17 protein-coding genes, 1 tRNA gene and 1 riboswitch are annotated in these 21,427 nt (G+C 62.2%); of the genes, 3 read left to right on the forward strand and 15 right to left on the reverse strand.

Going from position 1 to position 21,427, the window contains the following annotated elements; genetic code table 11:
• Positions 1–40: 40 nt before the first annotated feature.
• Together AC2ETI_RS26300 and AC2ETI_RS26305 are read right to left on the reverse strand one after the other, a co-directional pair.
• Positions 41–1,372 (reverse strand): ABC transporter substrate-binding protein, encoded by a 1,332-nt coding sequence (locus AC2ETI_RS26300; RefSeq protein ID WP_483634629.1) that lies wholly within the window; start codon positions 1,370–1,372, stop codon positions 41–43.
• Between the two features lie 218 nt (positions 1,373–1,590).
• Positions 1,591–2,208 (reverse strand): ANTAR domain-containing response regulator, encoded by a 618-nt coding sequence (locus tag AC2ETI_RS26305; protein ID WP_003944029.1) that lies wholly within the window; start codon positions 2,206–2,208, stop codon positions 1,591–1,593.
• Positions 2,209–2,315: 107 nt separating this feature from the next.
• Between AC2ETI_RS26305 and AC2ETI_RS26310 the strand changes: the two genes are divergently transcribed.
• Together AC2ETI_RS26310 and AC2ETI_RS26315 are read left to right on the forward strand one after the other, a co-directional pair.
• Positions 2,316–2,392: transfer RNA gene (locus AC2ETI_RS26310), tRNA-Leu, on the forward strand.
• Between the two features lie 75 nt (positions 2,393–2,467).
• Positions 2,468–3,100 carry an AMIN-like domain-containing (lipo)protein gene (locus tag AC2ETI_RS26315; RefSeq protein WP_483634630.1) on the forward strand — a complete coding sequence of 211 codons (633 nt, stop codon included), beginning with the start codon at positions 2,468–2,470 and terminating at the stop codon, positions 3,098–3,100.
• A 111-nt stretch (positions 3,101–3,211) separates the two neighbouring features.
• Here AC2ETI_RS26315 and AC2ETI_RS26320 read toward each other — a convergent pair whose 3' ends face one another.
• Positions 3,212–4,153, reverse strand: coding sequence for a bifunctional 5,10-methylenetetrahydrofolate dehydrogenase/5,10-methenyltetrahydrofolate cyclohydrolase (locus AC2ETI_RS26320; protein WP_483634631.1), 942 nt, complete (start codon positions 4,151–4,153; stop codon positions 3,212–3,214).
• Positions 4,154–4,176: 23 nt separating this feature from the next.
• Positions 4,177–4,257: riboswitch (ZMP/ZTP riboswitch) on the reverse strand.
• 174 nt (positions 4,258–4,431) lie between these two features.
• Between AC2ETI_RS26320 and AC2ETI_RS26325 the strand changes: the two genes are divergently transcribed.
• The gene (locus AC2ETI_RS26325; protein ID WP_113684196.1) at positions 4,432–4,935 is read left to right on the forward strand and encodes an SRPBCC domain-containing protein; all 504 of its coding nucleotides are present in this window, start codon (positions 4,432–4,434) and stop codon (positions 4,933–4,935) included.
• A gap of 33 nt (positions 4,936–4,968) precedes the next feature.
• Here AC2ETI_RS26325 and AC2ETI_RS26330 read toward each other — a convergent pair whose 3' ends face one another.
• From AC2ETI_RS26330 to AC2ETI_RS26385, 12 genes are all read right to left on the reverse strand, one after another.
• A complete protein-coding gene (locus AC2ETI_RS26330; RefSeq protein ID WP_483634632.1) occupies positions 4,969–5,850 on the reverse strand; it encodes an acyl-CoA thioesterase in 882 nt (293 codons plus the stop codon).
• A complete protein-coding gene (gene pyk / locus AC2ETI_RS26335; RefSeq protein ID WP_003944038.1) occupies positions 5,851–7,269 on the reverse strand; it encodes a pyruvate kinase in 1,419 nt (472 codons plus the stop codon).
• An 82-nt stretch (positions 7,270–7,351) separates the two neighbouring features.
• Complete coding sequence (locus AC2ETI_RS26340) at positions 7,352–8,854, reverse strand: glutamate synthase subunit beta (RefSeq protein WP_483634633.1); 1,503 nt, start codon at positions 8,852–8,854, stop codon at positions 7,352–7,354.
• Positions 8,847–13,325 carry a glutamate synthase large subunit gene (gltB, locus tag AC2ETI_RS26345; protein WP_483634634.1) on the reverse strand — a complete coding sequence of 1,493 codons (4,479 nt, stop codon included), beginning with the start codon at positions 13,323–13,325 and terminating at the stop codon, positions 8,847–8,849. Before gltB ends, AC2ETI_RS26340 begins: the two co-directional genes overlap by 8 nt.
• A gap of 131 nt (positions 13,326–13,456) precedes the next feature.
• Positions 13,457–14,335: a TM2 domain-containing protein gene (locus AC2ETI_RS26350; protein ID WP_483634646.1), complete on the reverse strand. Its 879-nt coding sequence runs from the start codon at positions 14,333–14,335 to the stop codon at positions 13,457–13,459.
• Positions 14,336–14,462: 127 nt separating this feature from the next.
• Positions 14,463–14,888 (reverse strand): TM2 domain-containing protein, encoded by a 426-nt coding sequence (locus AC2ETI_RS26355; RefSeq protein WP_355334314.1) that lies wholly within the window; start codon positions 14,886–14,888, stop codon positions 14,463–14,465.
• The gene (gene lgt, locus AC2ETI_RS26360) at positions 14,885–15,958 is read right to left on the reverse strand and encodes a prolipoprotein diacylglyceryl transferase (RefSeq protein WP_019748656.1); all 1,074 of its coding nucleotides are present in this window, start codon (positions 15,956–15,958) and stop codon (positions 14,885–14,887) included. The genes AC2ETI_RS26355 and lgt overlap by 4 nt, the downstream gene beginning before the upstream one ends.
• Complete coding sequence (gene trpA / locus AC2ETI_RS26365) at positions 15,955–16,758, reverse strand: tryptophan synthase subunit alpha (protein ID WP_003944010.1); 804 nt, start codon at positions 16,756–16,758, stop codon at positions 15,955–15,957. Before trpA ends, lgt begins: the two co-directional genes overlap by 4 nt.
• Positions 16,755–18,104 (reverse strand): tryptophan synthase subunit beta, encoded by a 1,350-nt coding sequence (gene trpB, locus AC2ETI_RS26370; RefSeq protein ID WP_019748657.1) that lies wholly within the window; start codon positions 18,102–18,104, stop codon positions 16,755–16,757. Before trpB ends, trpA begins: the two co-directional genes overlap by 4 nt.
• 74 nt (positions 18,105–18,178) lie before the next feature.
• On the reverse strand, positions 18,179–18,988 hold the full coding sequence (gene trpC, locus AC2ETI_RS26375) for an indole-3-glycerol phosphate synthase TrpC (RefSeq protein ID WP_003944016.1): 810 nt from the start codon (positions 18,986–18,988) through the stop codon (positions 18,179–18,181).
• A 125-nt stretch (positions 18,989–19,113) separates the two neighbouring features.
• Positions 19,114–19,821: a TIGR02234 family membrane protein gene (locus AC2ETI_RS26380; RefSeq protein ID WP_139148532.1), complete on the reverse strand. Its 708-nt coding sequence runs from the start codon at positions 19,819–19,821 to the stop codon at positions 19,114–19,116.
• A complete protein-coding gene (locus AC2ETI_RS26385; protein ID WP_483634635.1) occupies positions 19,818–21,404 on the reverse strand; it encodes an anthranilate synthase component I in 1,587 nt (528 codons plus the stop codon). Before AC2ETI_RS26385 ends, AC2ETI_RS26380 begins: the two co-directional genes overlap by 4 nt.
• Between the last annotated feature and the right edge of the window lie 23 nt (positions 21,405–21,427).

Below are 21,427 nucleotides of genomic sequence, written 5' to 3' on the forward strand. Positions count from 1 at the left end.
GGCCAGGGTCTTGCGACCCTGGCCCATTCTCGTTGGCTGCTTACTTGCCCACGACCACGAATCCTTCTGTGGTCAGCGTGTTCTCAGGGCCGAACTTGAGCTTTCCGTACGAACCGATGGACGGTTCTCCCGAATCGTTGAAGTCCAACTCACCGGTGATGCCGTCGTAGTCGATGTCGGTTCCCGCCTTCACCAACGGCAGGCACTCGACGTAGGACGTGCACTTGGTGCCGCCTTCGGTGACGCTGTTGATGTTGGCCGCGATGTCGGTACCGGCCGTCGACTTCGCCTGCTCGGCAGCGAGAGCTGAGATCACCACCGCGTCGTACGACTCTCCGGCGTAGTTGAAGTCGATCAGAGAGGGGTTCACAGCCTTCAGACGATCCTGGAAGGCAGCTCCGACGTCCGTCAGGGGCGTGGTTCCCTGCATGGTGTCGAGCAACGGCTTCGCCACGGATTCGCCGAGCGCGTTACCCATGTTGCCGTCGACGCCGTACATCGCCATTCCGTCCGACGGGCCGATGCCCACTTCGTGCATGCGCGTGATGATCTTCGCCGACTCCTCGAAGCCCACCAATGCCACTGCATCCGGATTGAAGTTCTTGACTTGATCGACTTCGGAGTTGAACGACTGCGCGTTCGGGTCGTAGATGATCTTCTCGATCTGATCGGAGGGGACGCCCGAATCGATCAGATTCTTTTCGATGTTGTCCGCCAGACCCGTCCCGTACGGGTCGTTGAGGGCCATGATCGCTACGCGCTGACCACCGTCGTCCGAAATGAGCTGTGCGACGGCCTGAGCCTGTAGTACGTCCGTCGGAGCGGTGCGGAAGTACATGCCCTTGTCGGGGTAGCAGACGAATTGGTCCGAGGTGTTGGCAGGCGAGAACATCACGACGCCTGCGCTGGCGATCTTGTCGATCACCTTGAGCGAAACCGAGGACGACGCGGCGCCGACGATGACCTGAGTGCCTGCAGCCAATTCGCGGTCGACGGTGGTGTTGGCGGTGTCCGTTGTGGTGTCACCCGAATCGCCGGGAATCAGCTGGACCGGTTGGCCGAGAACGCCTCCGGCTGCATTGACGTCGTTGACTCCCAGCTGGGTGCCCGCGACCATCGGCGGCCCGAGAAACGACAAGCTGCCTGTATCAGGAAGAAGCGTACCGATACGCAGCGCTTCCGTGGACGGGGTGGCGCCGGCCTTGGCCTGCTCCGGGGTGCAATCAGTCGTGACGGATGTCGTCGCGGCGGAAGCGCCGGACGTAGAGCCACTCGAAGACGAGTCATCCGACTTGTTCGAGCTACAGCCTGCAAGTGCCAGTGATGCCGCGCCGAGAACTGCAGCAGTACGCACAAGTGTTCGTCTAGCCATCCCACGCTCCTAAGATCAGCCGGTGCTCGCGCCACCCGAACTGGCGCTCGCTGTGGGATCAGACGCTAGACCTTGGAACCGTTTCGCGATCCTTCAAGAAAGCCCTGTGACCTGACTGTTATCTGAAGGCGCACAGTGTTTACACGGCTGTAGCGCTGCGCGACGTTTCGACGGTCGACGCAGCCACTCAGTGCAGCCGGATAACCCGGACACTTTGCTCAAGCGTCCGGTTCACCGCCCAGAGTTTCCAGTACGACCTGTGCGACCGCCTTCATCGTGGAGCGCCGATCCATCGCGGCGCGCTGAATCCACTTGAACGCCTCAGGTTCGGTGAGCGCTTGGCGAACCATCAGAACACTCTTGGCTCGCTCGATCAGCTTGCGTGCTTCGAGCCGGTCGGAAAGATCAGCGACCTCACGCTCGAGCGCCGTCACCTCGCGGAAACGACTGACCGCCAATTCGACAGCGGGAACGAGGTCACTGATCGAGAACGGCTTGACCAAGTAAGCCATGGCGCCGGCATCGCGTGCGCGCTCGACCAACTCGCGCTGACTGAACGCTGTGAGAATGACAACAGGAGCGATCCGCTTGGCGGCAATCTCCGAAGCGGCGTCGATGCCGTCTCTCCTGGGCATCTTCACGTCCATGATGACCAGATCAGGCTTGAGCGACTCGGCCAACTCCACCGCAACCTGCCCGTCACCGGCCTCACCGACGACGTCGTAGCCCTCTTCGCGGAGCATCTCGACCAGATCCATGCGGATCAACGCCTCGTCTTCAGCGACGACAACACGACGGGGTGCGAGCTGATTGCCTTGCGGCTGCGGCGAATTCATGGCCACCATCCTCCTCCATCGAACCGCCCCGACACGAGACGCGAACGATTAGAGGGTACCGGTGTTTGACATTGAAATCGCATCTTCTAATGTAGTCATCGCAACAAGCCCTCGTATCCCAATTGGCAGAGGAAACGGATTCAAAACCCGTCCAGTGTGAGTTCGAGTCTCACCGAGGGCACCACCTGCCGCAGTTGGCCGTACCGCAAGGTTTCGGTATTCGGCTGTACCCCAGATCGACCGCAGTTAGATTCGATCCATGAACGGTCGTCGCCTGATTGCTCTGCTCGGAGCCATATCTGTTTTCGCACTGCTCACCGGGTGTCAGACTGACGACCAATCCGACACTGCCGGCGAATCCAACACTGCCGGCGAATCTTCCACCCAGACCGTCCTCGATGCTGCAACACAGACAGGCACCCTTCAGGTCGGCACTCCCCCGATCGATGCCCCACCAACCGAAATCTCCACGCTTGCTCCGTTCCCGAACGACACGGAGATCCCTTCACCGAATCCGCGCGTCGACGTGACCGAGATCGACGTGACCGATCACGATGGTTTCACCCGAATCACCTACCGATTCGACGGAAATGGATCAGTGTTCTGGAAAACCGAATATGTCAGCGAAGCAATCCGAGCGGGTGACAGCACAGTCGTGGACGTCGGAAGTCGATCGATACTTCAAGTCGACCTGATGGGAGTCCAATCGGATTCGTCGCTCAACTCCGTATCTCACGAGGGCGAAAACATCACGCGCATAGACAGTGCGGCCAGGAACAGTGCGATCCTGCAGTCGTTTGTCGGCACGGTCGACATCCGTCCGGCATACACCGTATCGACATCCGATTCACCGTCCCAGTTGATGATCGACATCCCCACGGCAGACAGCTGACTGTCGAATACCCAATTGCGCGCTCAGCTCAGCCATTCCAGCGCAGCGGTGCTCGACGCGGTAATTCGGTTATCGAGGGGCGGATGAATACTCCGTCTCGAAACCGAGGTCTCACAATCGATCCGAGGCGATTGCTGGGTCCGGTCCAACACGACTGTCATGATTCTCACTACATGCCCGAACTTCCGCTGCTCGAACTGCTGCTGCCAGTGTTTGTTCCAGCAGGACGGCAACCGTCATGGGGCCGACGCCACCCGGCACCGGTGTGATCGCACCGGCATGTGCGAGTGCGGCGACGTACTCCACGTCTCCGACGTTGCCCTCGTTGTACCCCGCATCGATCACCACTGCCCCAGGCTTGATCCACGCCCCTTCGATCAGTTCCGGAACACCGACGGCCGCGATAACGACGTCTGCCGAGGCGACGTGGGCGGCCAGGTCGACGGTTCGCGAATGGCAGTACGTCACCGTTGCGCCTCGACGCAGGAGGAGCATTCCCATCGGCAATCCGAGTATCGGGCTCCGGCCGACCACGACAGCATGCTTTCCGGAGAGTTCGACGCCTGTGGCGTCGAGGAGGCGCAGGATGCCACTCGGTGTACATGATTCGAATCCCCCACCGGTCAACGCCATTGCCGCGAACGCTGCCGAGGTAACGCCGTCGACGTCTTTGTCGGCCGAGATGGCATCGAACGCAGCCCGTTCGTCGATGTGGCCTGGCACCGGGTGTTGCAGCAGTATGCCGTCGATCGAAGGGTCCGCCGACAACGCTCTCAGCACGTTGACTAGTTCTTCGGTGGTTGTACTCACCGGGAGTTCGACCGTCCGCGACGTCATTCCGACGGCGACAGACCGTTTGGCCTTCATCTGTACATACGCCTTCGAGGCCGGGTCCGCTCCCACGATGACGGCGGCCAGGCAAGGAACGTGCCCTGTCTCATCACGAAACTGCCTCGTGCGCACTGACAGGTCCGCGAGCGCAGCATCGGCAATTGCGCGTCCGTCGATTATTCGAGCGGCCACGTTCTGGCTGGGCAGATTTTCGGTAGACATGAATCCCCCTTCACACAAGATGTGTGAAGCACCCAGGCGGTCGATGCCTCGCGATGTGCACTCCCCGGTGGTAATTCCCACCCGCGCCAGTCGTGCGTGGTCAGCGTACCGCGCGTTTGTCTCACTGCCACGAAACGCATCCGGAACGCCGCTCTCAAAACGAGACAAATCGACATAACCTATCAATAGGTAACGATCTGACCTGCAGTTATTCCATCCTAAGCAATTAGATGGCACGATGGGGGCAACCGCACGGGCACCAAGCATTGGAGGCACCGATGGACAACGGCAAGATAAACCTGACCTATGACGGTCGGGTGTCACTGAGCTTCCAACTGGCAATTCCGCACGCACCGGACAAGGTCTGGAAAGTGATAACGGAACGCGAGTACCTCGACGCCTGGTTCCCGGCGGACGTCGATTTCAATCTCACTCCAGGCGCGGATCTGCTGTTCAAGGTGACCCCGGAACAAGTCGAGCGATTCGGACTGCCCGCAGATCACGTGACGGGCGGGACGGTCATCAGCGTCCACCCGCACCGAATTCTCGAATTCCTCTGGGACGCAGATACTCTGCATTGGGAACTGGCACCGGACGGCACCGGCGGCTGCTGGCTGACCCTCACCCACACGATGGAAGACGAAGAGTCCGCGTACGCCCACGCTGCCGGCTGGCACGCGGGCTTGGAAGTTGTTGCGGCCCAACTCGATGGACGCGAAGTCGACTGGTCTCCGTGGGACCGCGCCGACGAACTCTCACCGCAATATCGCAAGTCTGCTTGATTCTGGGCCCGAGTTCAGTCTCGGGCCCGCATCTCATTCCCCTTTACGCGGGAAATGCCTGATCATTCCTTCTTGGACCACCGTCGCCAACAGCAGTCCTTCCACCGAGAAGTACCGTCCGGTTGCCAGACCGCGCGAACCTGCGGCGACCGGCGATTCGGTGGCGTACAGAACCCAGTCGGTGAACCGGAACGGGCGATGGAACCAGATCGAATGATTGACCGTCGCCGCGACGATACGATCATGACCCCAGGACAAACCATGAGTGGTCAGAATCGAATCGAGCACGGTGGTGTCGGACGAATATGCCAGCGTCGCAGCGTGAATGAGCGAATCGTCCGGCAGATCACCGTCGGGGCGCATCCACACCCGATTGTGGTTGAGTTTCTCGCCGGTGCCCTTGAGGATCCACGCCGGATCGTTGGCGTACCGCATGTCGATCGGCTTGAGCGCCGCGCTGAAATGCGGCAGTTTTTCCTCGTACCCCACCAGATGATCGCCGATGGGAGGCAACGACTCCGGAAGTGGAACATCCGGGATCTCGACAGCATGGTCGAGCCCCTTGCCGGAGTCCTGGAACGCCGCGAGCATCACGAACAATTCGTTCTCACCCTGATAGGCAGCCACCTGACGGTTGGCGAATGCCCTCCCGTCACGATGACGCTCCACCCGGTACTCGATAGGCGCCTTCACATCTCCGCCTCGAATGAAATGGGCGTTCACGGCATGGATGGGGCGATCACCGTCGACAGTCCGTCCGGCGGCCATCAGTGCCTGAGACACCAATTGACCGCCGAACGTCCGCGAACCTACCTGCTTCGGGTGGTATCCACGGAACGCGTCGTCACCGATCTGCTCCAGATCCAACAGACCGAGAAGAGTACCGAGGTCGGTGGACGCGTTCGCGTGGGTCACTCAGTGGTCCTCTTCGCCGATACGGTGGACGTGAATGAGGTTTGTGGAACCGACAGTTCCCGGAGGGGATCCGGCAACGATGACCACGAGGTCACCCTTGACGTACCGCCCGAGGGAGAGCAACGCACTGTCCACCTGACGCACCATCTCGTCAGTGGTGGCCACCGCATCGACCAGGAACGTCTCGGTTCCCCACGTCAGCGTCAGCTGACTGCGCACCGCAGGCAGCGGTGTGAAGGCGAGCAACGGCAGCGGCGTGTGCAGACGAGCCAGTCGACGCACCGTGTCACCGGACTGAGTGAACGCAACCAAGGCCTTGGCGTCGAGACGTTCGCCGATGTCGCGTGCTGCGTACGAGATGACTCCGCGCTTGGTGCGCGGGACATGGGTCAACGGTGGGACACGGGTTGATTCGTTCTCGACGGCCTCGACGATGCGGGCCATGGTGCGAACGGTTTCCATGACGTACTTGCCCACCGAAGTCTCGCCCGAGAGCATGACTGCGTCGGCGCCGTCGAGAACGGCGTTGGCGACATCGGATGCCTCTGCGCGAGTGGGACGTGAGTTCTCGATCATCGACTCGAGCATCTGCGTCGCGACGATGACCGGCTTCGCGTTCTCACGAGCAATCTGGATTGCGCGCTTCTGAACGAGCGGGACCTGCTCGAGCGGCAACTCGACACCGAGGTCACCGCGGGCGACCATGACGGCGTCGAACGCGAGCACGATGGCTTCGAGATTGTCGATGGCCTCGGGCTTCTCGAGCTTCGCGATGACGGGAACGCGGCGCCCGACTCGATCCATGATGGCGTGAACCAATTCGACGTCCGCCGGTGAGCGAACGAAGGAGAGTGCAATGAAGTCGACACCCAGCTTGAGAGCGAACTCGAGGTCGGCGATGTCCTTGCCCGACAGGGCTGGAACGGAGACGTTCATACCGGGCAGTGAGAGGCCCTTGTTGTTGCTGACCGGACCGCCTTCGGTGACCCGACAGACGACGTCGTTGCCGTCGATGGACGTGACGACCAGGCCGACCTTTCCGTCGTCGACCAGCAGTCGATCGCCGGCCTTGGCGTCGCGCGCCAATTCCTTGTACGTGGTCCCGACGCGATCGTGCGTTCCCTCGACGTCGTCGACGGTGATACGAACCTCTTCACCGTTGGCCCAGGTGGTCCGCTCGTCCTTGAATCGGCCGAGGCGAATCTTGGGCCCCTGAAGGTCGGCGAGAACACCGACGGCCTTTCCGGTGGCGTCCGACGCGGCGCGGACGCGAATGTAGTTTTCTTCGTGATCGGCATGCTCGCCGTGGCTGAAGTTGAGGCGCGCCACGTCCATGCCGCTCTCCACGAGCTCACGGATGCGGTCGCCAGAAGCTGTCGCAGGTCCAAGTGTGCATACAATTTTTGTCCGTCGGTTCACGGCTCGAGCCTAGTCGCTACCCCACCGCACTTCTATCCGGCATTTGCGACCTGCACTTTCTGTACTTACTCGATTCAGTTGGTCAGCTCACGAACAGCGGAAATGCCTTTGGATGAACCGGAGCCGGAAGCGCCGACTCGCCTGTGAGAAACACGTCGACGGCACGTGCGGCCGACCGTCCCTCGGCAATCGCCCAAACGACCAGCGACGCCCCGCGATGCGCGTCGCCGCAGACGAATACGCCGGGTGTCCCGGTCTGCCACCCGACATCACACTCGATTCTGCCGAGTGGATCGGTGCCGACATCAAGGTCGGTGAGCAGTGGGGCGGTTTCGACGCCGTCGAAACCCAGAGCGAGCAGGACCATCTCGCACACCAGATCCGTCGCGTCGCCGGTCTCCACCAGGGTCCGTTGTCCGTCCTTCGCTCGTGACACGGCTACCGGAACCATCCGGATTGCGCGGACCGCACCCCCACCGTCGTCTAGAAATTCCTGCGCCGCCCATCGGAATCGTTTGTCACTGCCCTCCTCGTCTGCCGGCGAGCTGCGTAGGACCCGCGGCCACAACGGCCATGGGTCGCGATCTCGATCGCGGCGTGCCGGAGGTGGGACGTGGTAATCCAATTCCGTCACCGAGAGGGCGCCTTGGCGATGCACCGTGCCGAGGCAGTCGGCGGCCGTGTCACCGCCACCGATGATCACGACGTTCTTACCTCGCGCCGAGATGCTCGACGCACCGTCACCCTCGCATTCGCGGTTGGCCGCACGCAGGTACGTCATCGCACGATGGATTCCGCGAAGACTACGACCCGGTACTTCGGTGTCTCTGGCACGATCAGCCCCGACCGCCAGGACTACCGCCTCGAATTCCGTCGAGAGGTCGTGCGCGCTCACGTTCACTCCGACGGCGCAGTCGGTGACGAATCTGGTCCCCTCGGCGGTCAGTTGGTCCAGCCGCCGGTTGATGAGGGCCTTGGGCAACTTGAATTCCGGAATTCCGTAGCGAAGCAGTCCCCCGATCCGATCGCTCCGCTCGAACACCGTGACACTGTGTCCGGCTCGTGTCAGTTGTTGAGCCGCGGCCAGTCCCGCCGGTCCCGAACCGACAACCGCAACACGGTTTCCGCTGTGAACTACCGGTGCCTGCGGCCCCAACCAACCCGACTCCCAGGCGTTGTCGACGATTGCCTGTTCGATGCGCTTGATGGTGACACCCCCCGACGTGTGCTCGCCGTCGAGTGCGAGAACGCACGCCGTTTCGCACGGTGCGGGGCACAGATGTCCGGTGAACTCGGGGAAATTGTTGGTGGAATGCAGATTCTCCGAGGCTTCGGACCACCGTCCACGCCGAACCAGGTCGTTCCATTCCGGAATGAGATTGCCGAGCGGACACCCCACGTCGGCCGAATGGCAGTACGGCACAGCGCAGTCCATGCAACGCGAGGCCTGTGCAGATACGTCTCGATTTCGCACGACGGGATCCAGCGACTCGTATACCGACGCCCAGTCGCCGACACGCACATCGGTCGATCTGGTCGGTGAGCCGGATCGTTTCACGTTGAGGAACCCGCGTGCGTCAGGCATGAGCCGGTTCCACCAGTTCGTTCTCTTCCACGACCTTCCGGTAGTCGACAGGCAAAACTTTGGTGAATCTCGGACTCTGGCCAACCCAGTCGTCGAGAAGTTTTGCCGCCACGGGCGAGCCGGTCGCAGCCAAATGCTCGCCGAGAATTTCGACCAGCTGACTGCAGTCTTCCGCCGAAGGCCGCTCCAGAACGACCATGTCGCCGTTGACCTTCTCTGCCTTCACGTCGAGTACGAAGGCAATTCCGCCCGACATTCCCGCAGCAAGGTTCCTACCAGTTGGGCCGATGATGACGACGCGACCCCCGGTCATGTACTCGCACGCATGGTCTCCGACGCCTTCCACCACAGCGACCGCGCCCGAGTTGCGCACTGCGAATCGTTCCCCGACACGCCCCCTGGCATAGAGCGCACCGCTCGTAGCGCCGTACAGCAGCGTATTGCCGGCAATCACCTGATCCTCCGCCACGAAGGGCGCGTCCTCACTCGGCCGAAGCGCGATTCGTCCACCGGAGAGCCCCTTCCCCACGTAATCGTTTGCATCGCCGACGACGACCAGCGAGATGCCGGGCGGCAGGAACGCACCGAGTGACTGGCCTGCCGTTCCACTGAGCACGACGTCGATAGTGCCTTGAGGTAGCCCGACGGCGCCGTAGCGTCTGGTCACCTCTGCGCCCAGCCTCGTTCCCACCGCCCGATCCGTATTGTGTACTGGCAGTTCGATATGCACGGGTCGAGCGTCCTCGAGTGAGTTCGCGGCGCACTCGATCAGGGTGCGTTCGAGTTCGCTCGAAACAGGTACACACGGCGGGTAGGCCGCGCCGGTCGGCGCGGCCGGAACGTCGAAGAGTGGTGAGAGGTCCAACGTGCGACTCTTCCAATGCGCCACCGCCGGAGACATTTCCAATACGTCTGCGTGGCCCAGAGCGTCGTCGATACTTCGAAACCCCAGTTCTGCCAACAAACGTCGTACGTCGTCGGCGATGAAGCGGAAGAAGTTCTCGACGTACTCCGGCCGGCCGGTGAATCGCTCGCGCAGTTCGGGATTCTGCGTCGCTACTCCGACGGGGCAGGTGTCGAGGTGACATACCCGCATCATGACGCAGCCGGCCGCGATCAGTGGCGCCGTGGAAAAACCGTACTCCTGCGCCCCCAGCAACGCGGCGACGACGACGTCCCGCGCCGTGCGCAAACCCCCGTCACACTGGACGACGATCCGATCGCGTAACCCGTTGAGCACCAAGGTCTGCTGAGTTTCGGCCAGCCCGATCTCCCAGGGCGTACCAGCGTGGTGGATGGACGAGAGTGCCGCCGCGCCCGTCCCGCCGTCGTGACCGGAGATCAGCACCACGTCGGCGTGCGCTTTGGCCACACCTGCCGCAACTGTCCCGACTCCGACTGCGCTGACCAACTTCACGTGTATCCGCGCACGATCGTTTGCGCATCTGAGGTCGTAGATCAATTGGGCGAGATCCTCGATCGAATAGATGTCGTGGTGCGGGGGCGGAGAAATGAGGCCGACTCCAGGTGTCGAGTACCGGGTTTCCGCGATCCACGGGTACACCTTGGACCCCGGAAGCTGCCCTCCTTCACCGGGCTTGGCGCCCTGGGCCATCTTGATCTGAATGTCAGTGGCATCGACCAGGTAATCGCTGGTCACCCCGAAGCGACCACTCGCGACCTGCTTGACTGCGCTTCGACGCTTGTTGTCACGCAACCGCTCCGGTGACTCTCCGCCCTCACCGGTGTTGGAACGTCCGCCGAGAGCATTCATCGCGACCGCCATCGTCTCGTGCGCCTCGGCAGAGAGGGAGCCGTAGCTCATCGCACCGGTGTTGAATCGAGCGAGAATCAACTCGACGGGTTCGACCTGACGGAGCGGAATCGGCGGACGAATCCCACGCCGAAATCGAAACAGCCCCCGAAGTGTTCCGCCCTGCGCACTCAGTCGATCGACTTCATCGCTGTAGCGACGAAACATCTCACTTCGCCCCGTCCGGGTCGCATGCTGAAGGAAGAACACGGACTCGGGTGTGAACACATGCAATTCACCACCGCGGCGATACCGGAACTCTCCACTGCTGCTCAACTGACGATGCCGCACCGTACGATACGTGGCCGCGTGACGCATCAGAACTTCTCGCGCGACTTCGGTGATACCGATCCCGCCGATCCTGCTTCGTGTGTTGCAGAAGTATTCGTCGACCAATTCTCGGCCCAAGCCCACTGCCTCGAATACCTGTGCGCCCGTATAGGAGTGAACCGTAGCGATTCCCATCTTCGACATCACTTTGAGCACGCCGGAATTTGCCGCTCTCAGATAGTTGTCCGATGCCATTTTCGAATCTATTCCGGGAAGCTCGTCTTGCTCGCTGAGTGCTTCTACCGATTCGAGAGCAAGATAGGGGTGGACAGCCGCAGCACCGTAGCCGATCAGCAGCGCGATGTGATGAACTTCGCGCGCGTCACCCGACTCGACGACGAGGGAAACCTTGGTTCGCAGGCCATGCCGAACCAGATCGTGATGCACGGCAGATACTGCGAGCAATGACGGAATGGGAGCCTGCTCAGGGCCCGATCCACGGTCGGAGATCACCAGAATCTCGATTCCGGCTGCGGCGGCCGTTCGGGCGGACTCACGAAGCCTCTCGACGCCTTCGCCGAGACTGCCTCTCGGATCGAAACCTCCCCGTAGGACAGCGCTTCTCGGAGTTCTTGCGCCGCACAGTTCGGCGACCTTCGCCATCTTCCCCGGTCCGATCACCGGTTTATCGAGAACAATCCTTCGGCACGACAGCGCCGACGCTTCGAACAAGTTCTGCTCAGCGCCGAGGGTGACACCAAGCGTAGTGACGACTTCCTCGCGAATCGCGTCCAAAGGCGGGTTCGTCACCTGAGCAAAGAGCTGGACGAAGTAGTCGTACAACAGCTTCGGCCGATCCGAGAGAACGGCGAGAGGTGTGTCGACTCCCATCGATCCCAACGGCTCCGATCCTGAGCGAGCCATTGGAAGGAGAACTTCCTGCAAGTCCTCTGCCTGGTATCCGAAGAGCACCTGCCTTTGCAACAGCGGAGCCGGATCGCCTCGGGCAGGCGCCGACTCGGGGATTTCCTCGAGATCGACCAATCCCCCCTCGACCCATTCCCGGTAGGGGGCTGTGCTCGCGAGTTCGGATTTGATCTCCGCATCGGAAACGATGCCACGACGAGCGGTGTCGACGAGGAACATTCGACCCGGTTCGAGGCGCCCCTTCTCCAACACCTCGGACGTCGGAGCGTCGAACACACCGCTCTCACTCGCCAACACGATACGGCCGTTCCTCATCCGCCACCATCGCCCGGGGCGAAGACCGTTACGATCCAACACCGCCCCGACAACAGTGCCGTCGCTGAACGTCACGGACGCCGGACCGTCCCATGGTTCCATCAGGCAAGCGTGAAATTGGTAGAAGGCCCTCATCTCGTCTGGCATCGAAGAATCGTTCTCCCAGGCACCGGGAATCATCATCGCGATGGCGTGCTGCACACTGCGGCCCCCGAGCGTCAGAAACTCGAGCACTTCGTCGAACGACGAAGAGTCGGATCCACCCGGGGTACAGATCGGAAACATGCGATCGATGTCCCCACCCAAAAGTGCGCTCCGCAACATCGGCTCGCGAGCGCGCATCCAATTCCTGTTTCCCACAATCGTATTGATCTCGCCGTTGTGAGCGATGCAGCGATACGGCTGAGCAAGTGACCACGACGGAAAAGTGTTCGTGGAGTACCGACTGTGCACGACCGCCAAGGCAGTTCGCATTCGGGCGTCGCATAGGTCGGTGAAGTAACCGGGTAACTGCGTCGGCGTGAGCATGCCCTTGTACACGATGGTTCGGGCGGACAACGAGGGGAAATACACCGCATCATCGGCCGAATGAATTCGCTCGACTTGTCTCCTGAGCGCGAACACTCGTCGGTCCAAGGCAATTCCGCCCACACTGCGATCTCTTGGCTCGGCGCACGTCACAAAACATTGACTGATGTACGGAGCGCACTGCGCGGCAACGGTTCCGACGCAGTCACGGTCGACTGGGACCTCCCGCCACCCGATAATCCGCAGTCCTTCTGCCGCTGCGTACCGGTGTATCCGAACTACCGCGCGCCCACGTGCTTCCTGATCCACCGGGAGAAAGCAGTTTCCGGCTGCGTAGGTGTTCTCACCCATCGCGTTGGGTGGTGGAAGCTCGAACGCGGTCACCGCGTCGAAGAATTCCGTCGGCAGCTGAAGAAGGATGCCCGCGCCGTCACCACTGTTGCACTCGCGCCCGACCGCGCCACGGTGGGTGAGATTGGCCAGGACCGCGAGCGCCTCGTCGACAATGGAATGCAGGTGACGTCCAGAGGTGTCTGCTACTACGGCTACACCACATGAATCGGTTTCCTGATCGGGGTCGTACAGGCCTCGAGGATCAGGTATTCGAGAAAACGGCACTCGGCGACCTCCACACGGTCATGCAGCCGACGTTCGTTAGTTTATCAGCACATAACCGCAGGTCGCGAGAGAAAAGTGTGACCCCCTGACGACGAGCGTCAGGGGGCCACAGTTCCGAACATCGTTTTCGATCAGCTACGCAAAGGTCGGTTGTACTGATCGCGCACACTGCCGGTCAACATCATGATTCCGTCGATGAGCGGCCAGATGCCGCCGATTCCACACGTCAACCAAGTGACCGCGATCTGTGCGACAGCCATGCCGGGCTGGTTGAGGTAAAAACGTCCTGCTCCGAAACCGCCGAGCAGAATGCCCAGCAATCCGGCGGTCGTCTTCGACTTGTCCGAATACGGTTCGCCGGTCATCGGGTCACGTCCGTACGGTGCGGACGGGTCGACAAGGCCGAAGCCAGGCTGAGGATAACCCTGACCTTGCGGGTATCCCTGCGCCTGACCGTAACCGGGCTGCGAATATCCAGGCGGGGGGTAGCCCTGCTGCTGACCGTAATTCTGGCTTCCCTGCGGCGGAGCGGCGGGGTAGCCCTGCGGCGGAGCCGCGTAGGGATTCGGAGTCTGGTCTGCCGGCGCACCGTAGACGGGACCGTCCGTCGGGGTTTGGGTCGGCCTCGAGTAGTCCGGCGCCGGATAGTCGGTCGCCGGATAGTTCTGGGCGGCGTAGCTTTCCTGCGACGTGTATGGCGCCGTGGGCTGATTCGGGGTGGAATCAGAATCGGCAGTGGGAAACGCTGTCGTCGATTCGGTTCCGGTCGGCGGCGGGTAGATGGGGTGGTTTCCCCAGCCCGGGCCGTTCCCGACTCCCGAATACGTGTCCCATCCTGGACCGGTGCCGGTGGTCTCCGTCGACGGAGTCTTCTCCGTTGGCGCCGAGGTTTCCGTCAACGACGCATCCGCCGTCGCGTCGTAGTCGAACGGCGACCCGAACTGGGGTGGAACCGGCGGCTGCGATCCTGACGAGTCCCCCGACTCGGACGGTTCCGGATTCTTGTTCAAGTTAGGCAACGTACTTTCCTTCGATTCGACGACGGTACGTAATAGCTTTTGTTATCGGGCCACGAGAAGGGTTCGGCCTTCGCGTGGCCGGTCCCCCACAGATCTTTCCTCGGTTCGTGCTCCCGGATCATCCTCGTAACGGCCGGCGAACACCGTCCCGCGCATTGCCCGAAAGTATCACGATGCCGTCGACGAACGCCCAGATCCAAATTCCGATGGCAAATGGAATTCCGATGAGGAACGCGGACATGAACAGCGCGAAGAACATGCCGAGCAGTTGGCACAGTCCGATGCCGACGCTCCCGATGTAAAGACGACCGACTCCACAGATTCCGAAGAAGCCCAGCAAGATCTGCAACAGTCCAGCTGTAGCTTTCGACTTGTCGGAATACGGTTCCCCCGTTACCGGGTGCCGACCGTACGGCGCATAGGGATCTCCGAACCCGTACATCGATGGAGCGGGCGGTGGATGCTGATATCCGTACGGATTGGGCGCGCCGTAGACCGGTCCCTGATCCTCGGGGAATCCCCCTTGCGAATAGGGACCTGTCACGGCTTGTCTTTCTTCGACAGCTTCACCGCGTCCGACGACTCATCCGACGCTGCCGTGGAGGCGCTTGCCTCACTGGAAGCGGATTCAGCAGCATCGGATTCAGAATCTTCAGCGTCGGCGCCTTTCGCGTCGGCCTTCGCCGAATCAGTTTCGGTAACTGGCGCCGCGACTCCTGCTTCGCCGGCAGCTACCGCAGCGACGTAGTCCTTCGACTTCAAATCAGCCGGATCCTCACGACCCTTCTTCGCCAGGAAGAAGTAGGCCAGTGCGGCGAAGAACACGATCCCCGAAGTGAATGTGTTGACTCGAATGCCGGCGATCTCGTATGCGAAATCGTCGCGCATCAGTTCGACGACAAACCGGCCCAGGCAATAACCCGCGACGTACAGAGCAAACAGGCGTCCGTGACCGATCTTGAATCGGCGGTCGACGAGGACCAGCAGGATCACGATCAGGACGTTCCACACAGCTTCGTAGAGGAACGTCGGGTGAACGACCCGAATGACTTCTCCGTTGGAGACACCTGCCAGTTGATCGAGCTGGCCGGAGGAGTTCACACGCTCGAAGATCTCGAGGCCCCATGGGACGGTGGTCTCGCGACCGTACAACTCCTGGTTGAAGTAGTTGCCGATACGACCGATGGCCTGCGCGAGCAGGATTCCGGGCGCAATCGCATCACCGAGCGCGGAAACCGGAATGCCGCGTCGACGGCAGCCGATCCACGCACCGATGCCGCCGAGGAACACAGCTCCCCAGATTCCGAGGCCTCCCTGCCACACCTTGAGTGCATCGAGAGGCTGACCGTTCTCGCCGAAATAGGCGGGCCAGTCGGTCAATACGTGATAGAGCCTGCCACCGATCAGACCGAACGGAACAGCCCAGATCGCGATGTCGAGAACGGTCCCCTTCTCGCCGCCGCGGGCGACCCAACGACGATCTCCCCACACGATCGCGACGATGATGCCGAGGATGATGAAGAGCGCGTAGGCGCGCAGCGCTACCGGTCCGACGTACCAGACGCCTTGGGGCGGGCTGGGGATATAGGCCAGTAGGTCCACAGTTGAGGTCACGACGCCACGGTAGCCGAGCGGACGCCCTCGGCGAGTTCTTCGGTGAGCGAGCGAACCGCTCCCAAGCCGTTCTCGACCGCGGAGACCAGAGCCGAGCCGACGATGACGGCATCGGCGTATGCCGCGATTTCGGCAGCTTGTGCGCCGGACCGAACGCCCAATCCGACGCCGACGGGAATGTCGGAATGCGCGCGGATTCGTGCGGTCAGTTCCGGAGCCATCGACGACACGGCGTCGCGAGCGCCGGTGACACCCATTGTCGAGGCCGCGTAGATGAATCCACTACTCGCGTCGAGTGTCATCGCGAGCCGTTCTTCCGTCGAGGACGGGGCGACAAGGAAGATCCGGTCGAGGTGGTGCTCCTCGGATGCTTCCATCCAGGCGCCTGCTTCTTCCGGAATGAGGTTGGGGGTGATGAGTCCGAGCCCGCCGGCGGAAGCGAGGTCTCGTGCGAACTTGTCGACGCCGTACTGCAGTACCGGGTTCCAGTAGGTCATCACGACGGCCTTGCCGCCGACCGAACTGATCTGCTCGATCACGGTGAAGATGTCGCGAAGGCGAACGCCGTTGGTGAGTGCGGTTTCGGCTGCACGCTGGATGGTCGGACCGTCCATGACCGGATCGGAATACGCGACACCGACTTCGATGATGTCGCAGCCACCGTCGACCATCGCCTTGAACACGTCGATCGATTCGGGAACGGTCGGATAACCGGCAGGCAGGTAACCGACGAGGGCGGCACGCTTGTCAGCCTTGCACGCTGCAAAGGTGGGTGCGAGGCGTGATGGTCGTTCGCTCACTTGTCCGAGCCTTCCGTGTTGTCGTTCTGGTCTGCTGCATCAGCCGGAGCGGTTGCCTGACTCGAGGCGCCGTCGAAGAGACCGAACCAGCTTGCGGCGGTGTCCATGTCCTTGTCACCGCGACCGGAGAGATTGACGACGATGATCGCGCCCTCGCCGAGTTCCTTGCCCAGTCGGAGCGCGCCGGCAACGGCGTGGGCGGATTCGATGGCCGGGATGATGCCTTCGCGGCGCGAGAGCAGCAGTAGAGCATCCATCGCTTCGCTGTCGGTGACGGGTTCGTAGGTGGCACGCCCGATATCGCTCAGGTAAGCGTGCTCGGGTCCGACGCCCGGGTAGTCCAGACCAGCCGAGATCGAGTGCGATTCGATGGTCTGACCGTCTTCGTCCTGGAGCAGGTAGGAGTAGGCACCCTGGAATGCGCCAGGTGTACCGCCGGCGAACGTTGCTGCATGCCTTCCGGTTTCGACACCGTCGCCGGCCGCTTCGTAGCCAACCAGCCGTACCGACAAATCGTCGATGAACGGGTGGAAGATTCCGATTGCGTTGGAGCCGCCTCCGACGCAGGCTGTGACTGCATCGGGCAGGCGGCCGGTCAGTGCCTGAACCTGGACGCGTGTTTCGAGGCCGACCACTCGCTGGAAGTCGCGAACGATGGTGGGGAACGGGTGCGGACCTGCCGCGGTACCGAAGCAGTAATAGGTGTTGTCCGCGTGGGAAACCCAGTCGCGCAAGGCTTCGTTGATCGCGTCCTTGAGCGTGCGCGAACCGGTCTCGACCGAGACGACCTCCGCGCCGAGCAGGCGCATGCGTGCGACGTTCAGTGCTTGACGTTCGGTGTCGACAGCACCCATGTAGATGACGCACTCGAGACCGAGCAGTGCACAGGCGGTGGCCGATGCCACACCGTGCTGGCCCGCTCCGGTCTCGGCGATGATGCGAGTCTTGCCCATACGCTTCGCCAGCAGAACCTGACCGAGAACGTTGTTGATCTTGTGAGAACCGGTGTGGTTCAGATCTTCACGCTTGAGAATGATGCGCGCACCACCGGCGAACTCGCTCATTCGCGTTGCCTCGAAAATCGGCGACGGACGCCCGGTGTAATCGCGCTGCAAGCGATCGAGTTCGTTCAAGAACGTGTCGTCCGCGCGAGCCTTTTCGTACTCCGCAGTGACTTCCTCGATAACCGCCATGAGGGCTTCCGGCACATGCCGTCCGCCATAGACGCCGAAATGCCCTCCGGCATCCGGGTCGTGAGAGCGCTCGGTGAGTCCCGCGCTGGCCGGCGGCAGATTGCCGCCCTTGAATACTGCACCGGAGCCTGGTTCCTGAGTACGTGAAGTCACCCCACCAGTCTGCCCCAACGGTGTCGCTGGTCACCGCCCGGGTGCATCAAAGCACGCCGGGCGGGTGAAGCGCTTTATCGAGACGGTTTGGGGCAGGACGGGTGTGCACCGGCATTGACCAGATCTGCGACGGCCTTGCGAGGGTCGCCGCTGGTCACGAGGCCTTCACCGACGAGCACTGCGTCGGCGCCCGCACCGGCGTACGCCAACAGATCGGCAGTTCCGCGAACACCCGATTCGGCGATCTTGATCGTCTCGGTCGGCAGACCGGGAGCAATGCGACCGAAGGTGTTCTTGTCCACCTCGAGGGTCTTGAGATTGCGCGCGTTGACACCGATCACCTTGGCGCCGGCTTCGAGCGCGCGGTTGGCTTCTTCCTCGGTGTGCACCTCGACGAGGGCAGTCATTCCCAGAGATTCGGTGCGATCGATCAGCGAGGCGAGCGCCTGCTGTTCGAGTGCCGCGACGATCAGCAAGATGACGTCGGCGCCGTGAGCGCGAGCCTCGTGAATCTGGTACGGCCCCACGATGAAGTCCTTGCGCAGCACCGGAATGGTGACCGCTTTACGGACTGCGTCGAGGTCGGCCAACGAGCCGTGAAAACGGCGCTCTTCGGTGAGAACACTGATGATGCGTGCGCCGCCGGCTTGGTAAGCCGCGGCAAGCTCTGCGGGATCGGCAATGTCGGCCAGCGCACCCTTTGACGGGCTCGCTCGCTTGACCTCGGCGATGACGCCGATGCTCGATTCCAGAAGTGCTGCTGCAGCATCGAGTGCAGGCGGTGCAGCGGCCGCAGCAGCCTTGACTGCAGCGAAGTCGAGTACGGCTTCGCGGGCGGCGACATCAGCGCGCACCCCGTCGAGAATCGAGTCGAGTACGGTCATCGTGGCCCGAATCCTTTCTGGGCAAGAGCCCGATGTGAGATACGTCATCAGGGTGGTCTCAGCCTAGTGGGACGAAATTTTGCTACTCCGTCGGGGTACCCACGCAGGTGAGGGTTCAGTCTTACTCAGTGCGACGACCCCGGTCTCGCACCGTTGCCTCCCCCTGCTCCGTCGTCCCCGTCAGCCACTGTCGGGTCCTCGCCGGCATCGAGCGCGTCCCACAACATCCGTTGTGTCACAGGCTCGTCCGACGCGGGTGTGTCTCCCTGACCGAGCTTGGCTGCAGCTTCGCGGCGGGCGGCAGGGTTGTCGTACTTCGACGACAACCCGCCTCGCACTGGAGGTTTGCGCATCAGAAGTACTGCTGCGCCGAGCGCCGCCAGCGCTCCGAGCAACGCAAGCAAGGCAGGCAGTACCGAAACAGTCGTCGAGAGATCTTCCGGGTGACCGGACAACTCGGCCAACTCCACCGCTCGGTCCGCAGAGGCTCCGGACACCAACAACTGCACCGCCGGAACCGCTACCGCGACGGCGACGAGTGCCACCAACAGTCCGACCACACGAAGGGCCCAACCTCGCACCGCGAACGACGCCGCGATCGCCGCCAGAAGCGCGAGCGCGAGCGGAGTCATCGCCGCCGCCCAGGTGCTGCCGTCGAGGTCCGTCGTCCGCTCCAGCGTCTTGCCGTCGCTCGAGGTCAGATGAACCCACGTCATCCGTGAGCTGCCCCACAGAGCTGCTGCCGACAGTGCAAGCAAAAGCGTTCTCGGCACAGCGGTGCCACGAGAAGCCCTTGTAGGCTGCTCCGCTGCAATCGACTCGTTCTCACTCACTGATCGTCACCTCCGATGGTGCGCAGGGTGTGTGCCGACGCGATGGCGCTCAGCACTGCCATCGCCTTGTTGCGGGCCTCGGTGTCCTCGTAGACCGGATCCGAGTCGGCGACGACGCCGGCCCCCGCCTGGACATATCCAATCCCGTCCTTGATCAATGCCGTTCGGATCGCGATCGCGGTGTCGGCGTCGCCGGCGAAGTCGAGGTAGCCGACGATGCCGCCGTAGATACCCCGCCTGGTGGGCTCGAGTTCTTCGATCAGCTGCATCGCACGCACCTTGGGTGCCCCTGACAGGGTTCCAGCGGGGAAGCAAGCCGTGACCGCGTCGAGAGCGTGCTTTCCCTCGGCCAGATGACCGGTGACGGTCGATACGAGATGCATCACGTGGCTGTACCGCTCGATGTGCCGGTAGTCGTGCACCTTCACCGTGCCCGGGCGACAGACACGACCCAGATCGTTTCGCCCCAGATCGACGAGCATGAGGTGCTCGGAGTTCTCCTTCTCGTCGGCGAGGAGGTCCTTCTCGAGCAGGATGTCGTCCTCCTCTGTGGCACCGCGCCATCTGGTTCCAGCGATCGGGTGTGTTGTCGCGATGCCCTCGGCGACGGTGACCAGTGCCTCAGGGCTCGAACCGACGATCGAAAACGCCGTCTCTCCATCACCGTTCGGCACGTTGAGCAGATACATGTACGGGCTGGGGTTCGACGCGCGCAGCATCCGGTACACGTCGATCGGTGCTGCAGTGCAATCGATCTCGAATCGCTGCGAGAGAACTACCTGGAATGCCTCGCCCGCTTCGATGTCGCCGATCAACTTTTTGACGTCGACACCGAAGCTCTCGGTGGTGCGTTGACGACGGTAGTTCGGAGTCGCTTTCGAGAATGTCGACACCGTCGATTTCGCCGGCGCCGCGAGAGCGCGAGTCATCGCGTCCAACCTGGCGACCGCGTCGTCGTACGCCGTGTCGACACGCTCGTCGGTGCCGTCCCAGTTGACCGCATTGGCGATGAGGGTGATCGCCCCTTCGTGGTGATCGACAGCGGCGATGTCGGCAGCAAGCAGCATGACCATCTCGGGTATCTGCAGGTCGTCGACCGCGGAGTCACCCAATCTCTCGAGGCGCCGCACCGCGTCGTAACCGAGGAACCCGACCATTCCGCCGGTCAGCGGGGGTAGGTCGGGAAGTCGCTCCGAACGAAGTAGTTCGAGGGTGGCACCGAGTGCATCGATCGGGTCACCGCCGGCCGGAGCACCGGCCGGAACATTGCCGTACCAAGCCGCCTCTCCGTCCACGACGGTCAGTGCAGCCGGACTCCCGACGCCGATGAACGACCACCGCGACCACGAACGACCGTTCTCGGCCGACTCGAGCAAGAAGGTGCCTGGACGATTGCCGGCCAACTTCTCGTACGCCGAGAGCGGAGTTTCGGAGTCCGCCAACACTTTCCGAGTGACCGGAACGACCCGGTGCTCAACTGCGAGGGCACGGAACTGCTCCCGAGTGGTGGTGGAATCGGACGCGTCACCGACGATCGCGGTGTCGGACGACCGTGCGGACATGGAGGTGGGCTCGCCGTGCATGCCTCCATCATCCCAGGCTCCCC

It is taken from the genome of Rhodococcus sp. MurmanLake-1 (genome assembly GCF_056945715.1).

Coding starts and splice junctions, on each gene's coding strand:
- AC2ETI_RS26300 (WP_483634629.1), bottom strand. CDS start 1,372: ATGGCTAGACGAACACTTGTGCGTACTGCTGCAGTTCTCGGCGCGGCA.
- AC2ETI_RS26305 (WP_003944029.1), bottom strand. CDS start 2,208: ATGAATTCGCCGCAGCCGCAAGGCAATCAGCTCGCACCCCGTCGTGTT.
- AC2ETI_RS26315 (WP_483634630.1), top strand. CDS start 2,468: ATGAACGGTCGTCGCCTGATTGCTCTGCTCGGAGCCATATCTGTTTTC.
- AC2ETI_RS26320 (WP_483634631.1), bottom strand. CDS start 4,153: ATGTCTACCGAAAATCTGCCCAGCCAGAACGTGGCCGCTCGAATAATC.
- AC2ETI_RS26325 (WP_113684196.1), top strand. CDS start 4,432: ATGGACAACGGCAAGATAAACCTGACCTATGACGGTCGGGTGTCACTG.
- AC2ETI_RS26340 (WP_483634633.1), bottom strand. CDS start 8,854: ATGCCTGACGCACGCGGGTTCCTCAACGTGAAACGATCCGGCTCACCG.
- trpC (WP_003944016.1), bottom strand. CDS start 18,988: ATGACCGTACTCGACTCGATTCTCGACGGGGTGCGCGCTGATGTCGCC.
- AC2ETI_RS26385 (WP_483634635.1), bottom strand. CDS start 21,404: ATGCACGGCGAGCCCACCTCCATGTCCGCACGGTCGTCCGACACCGCG.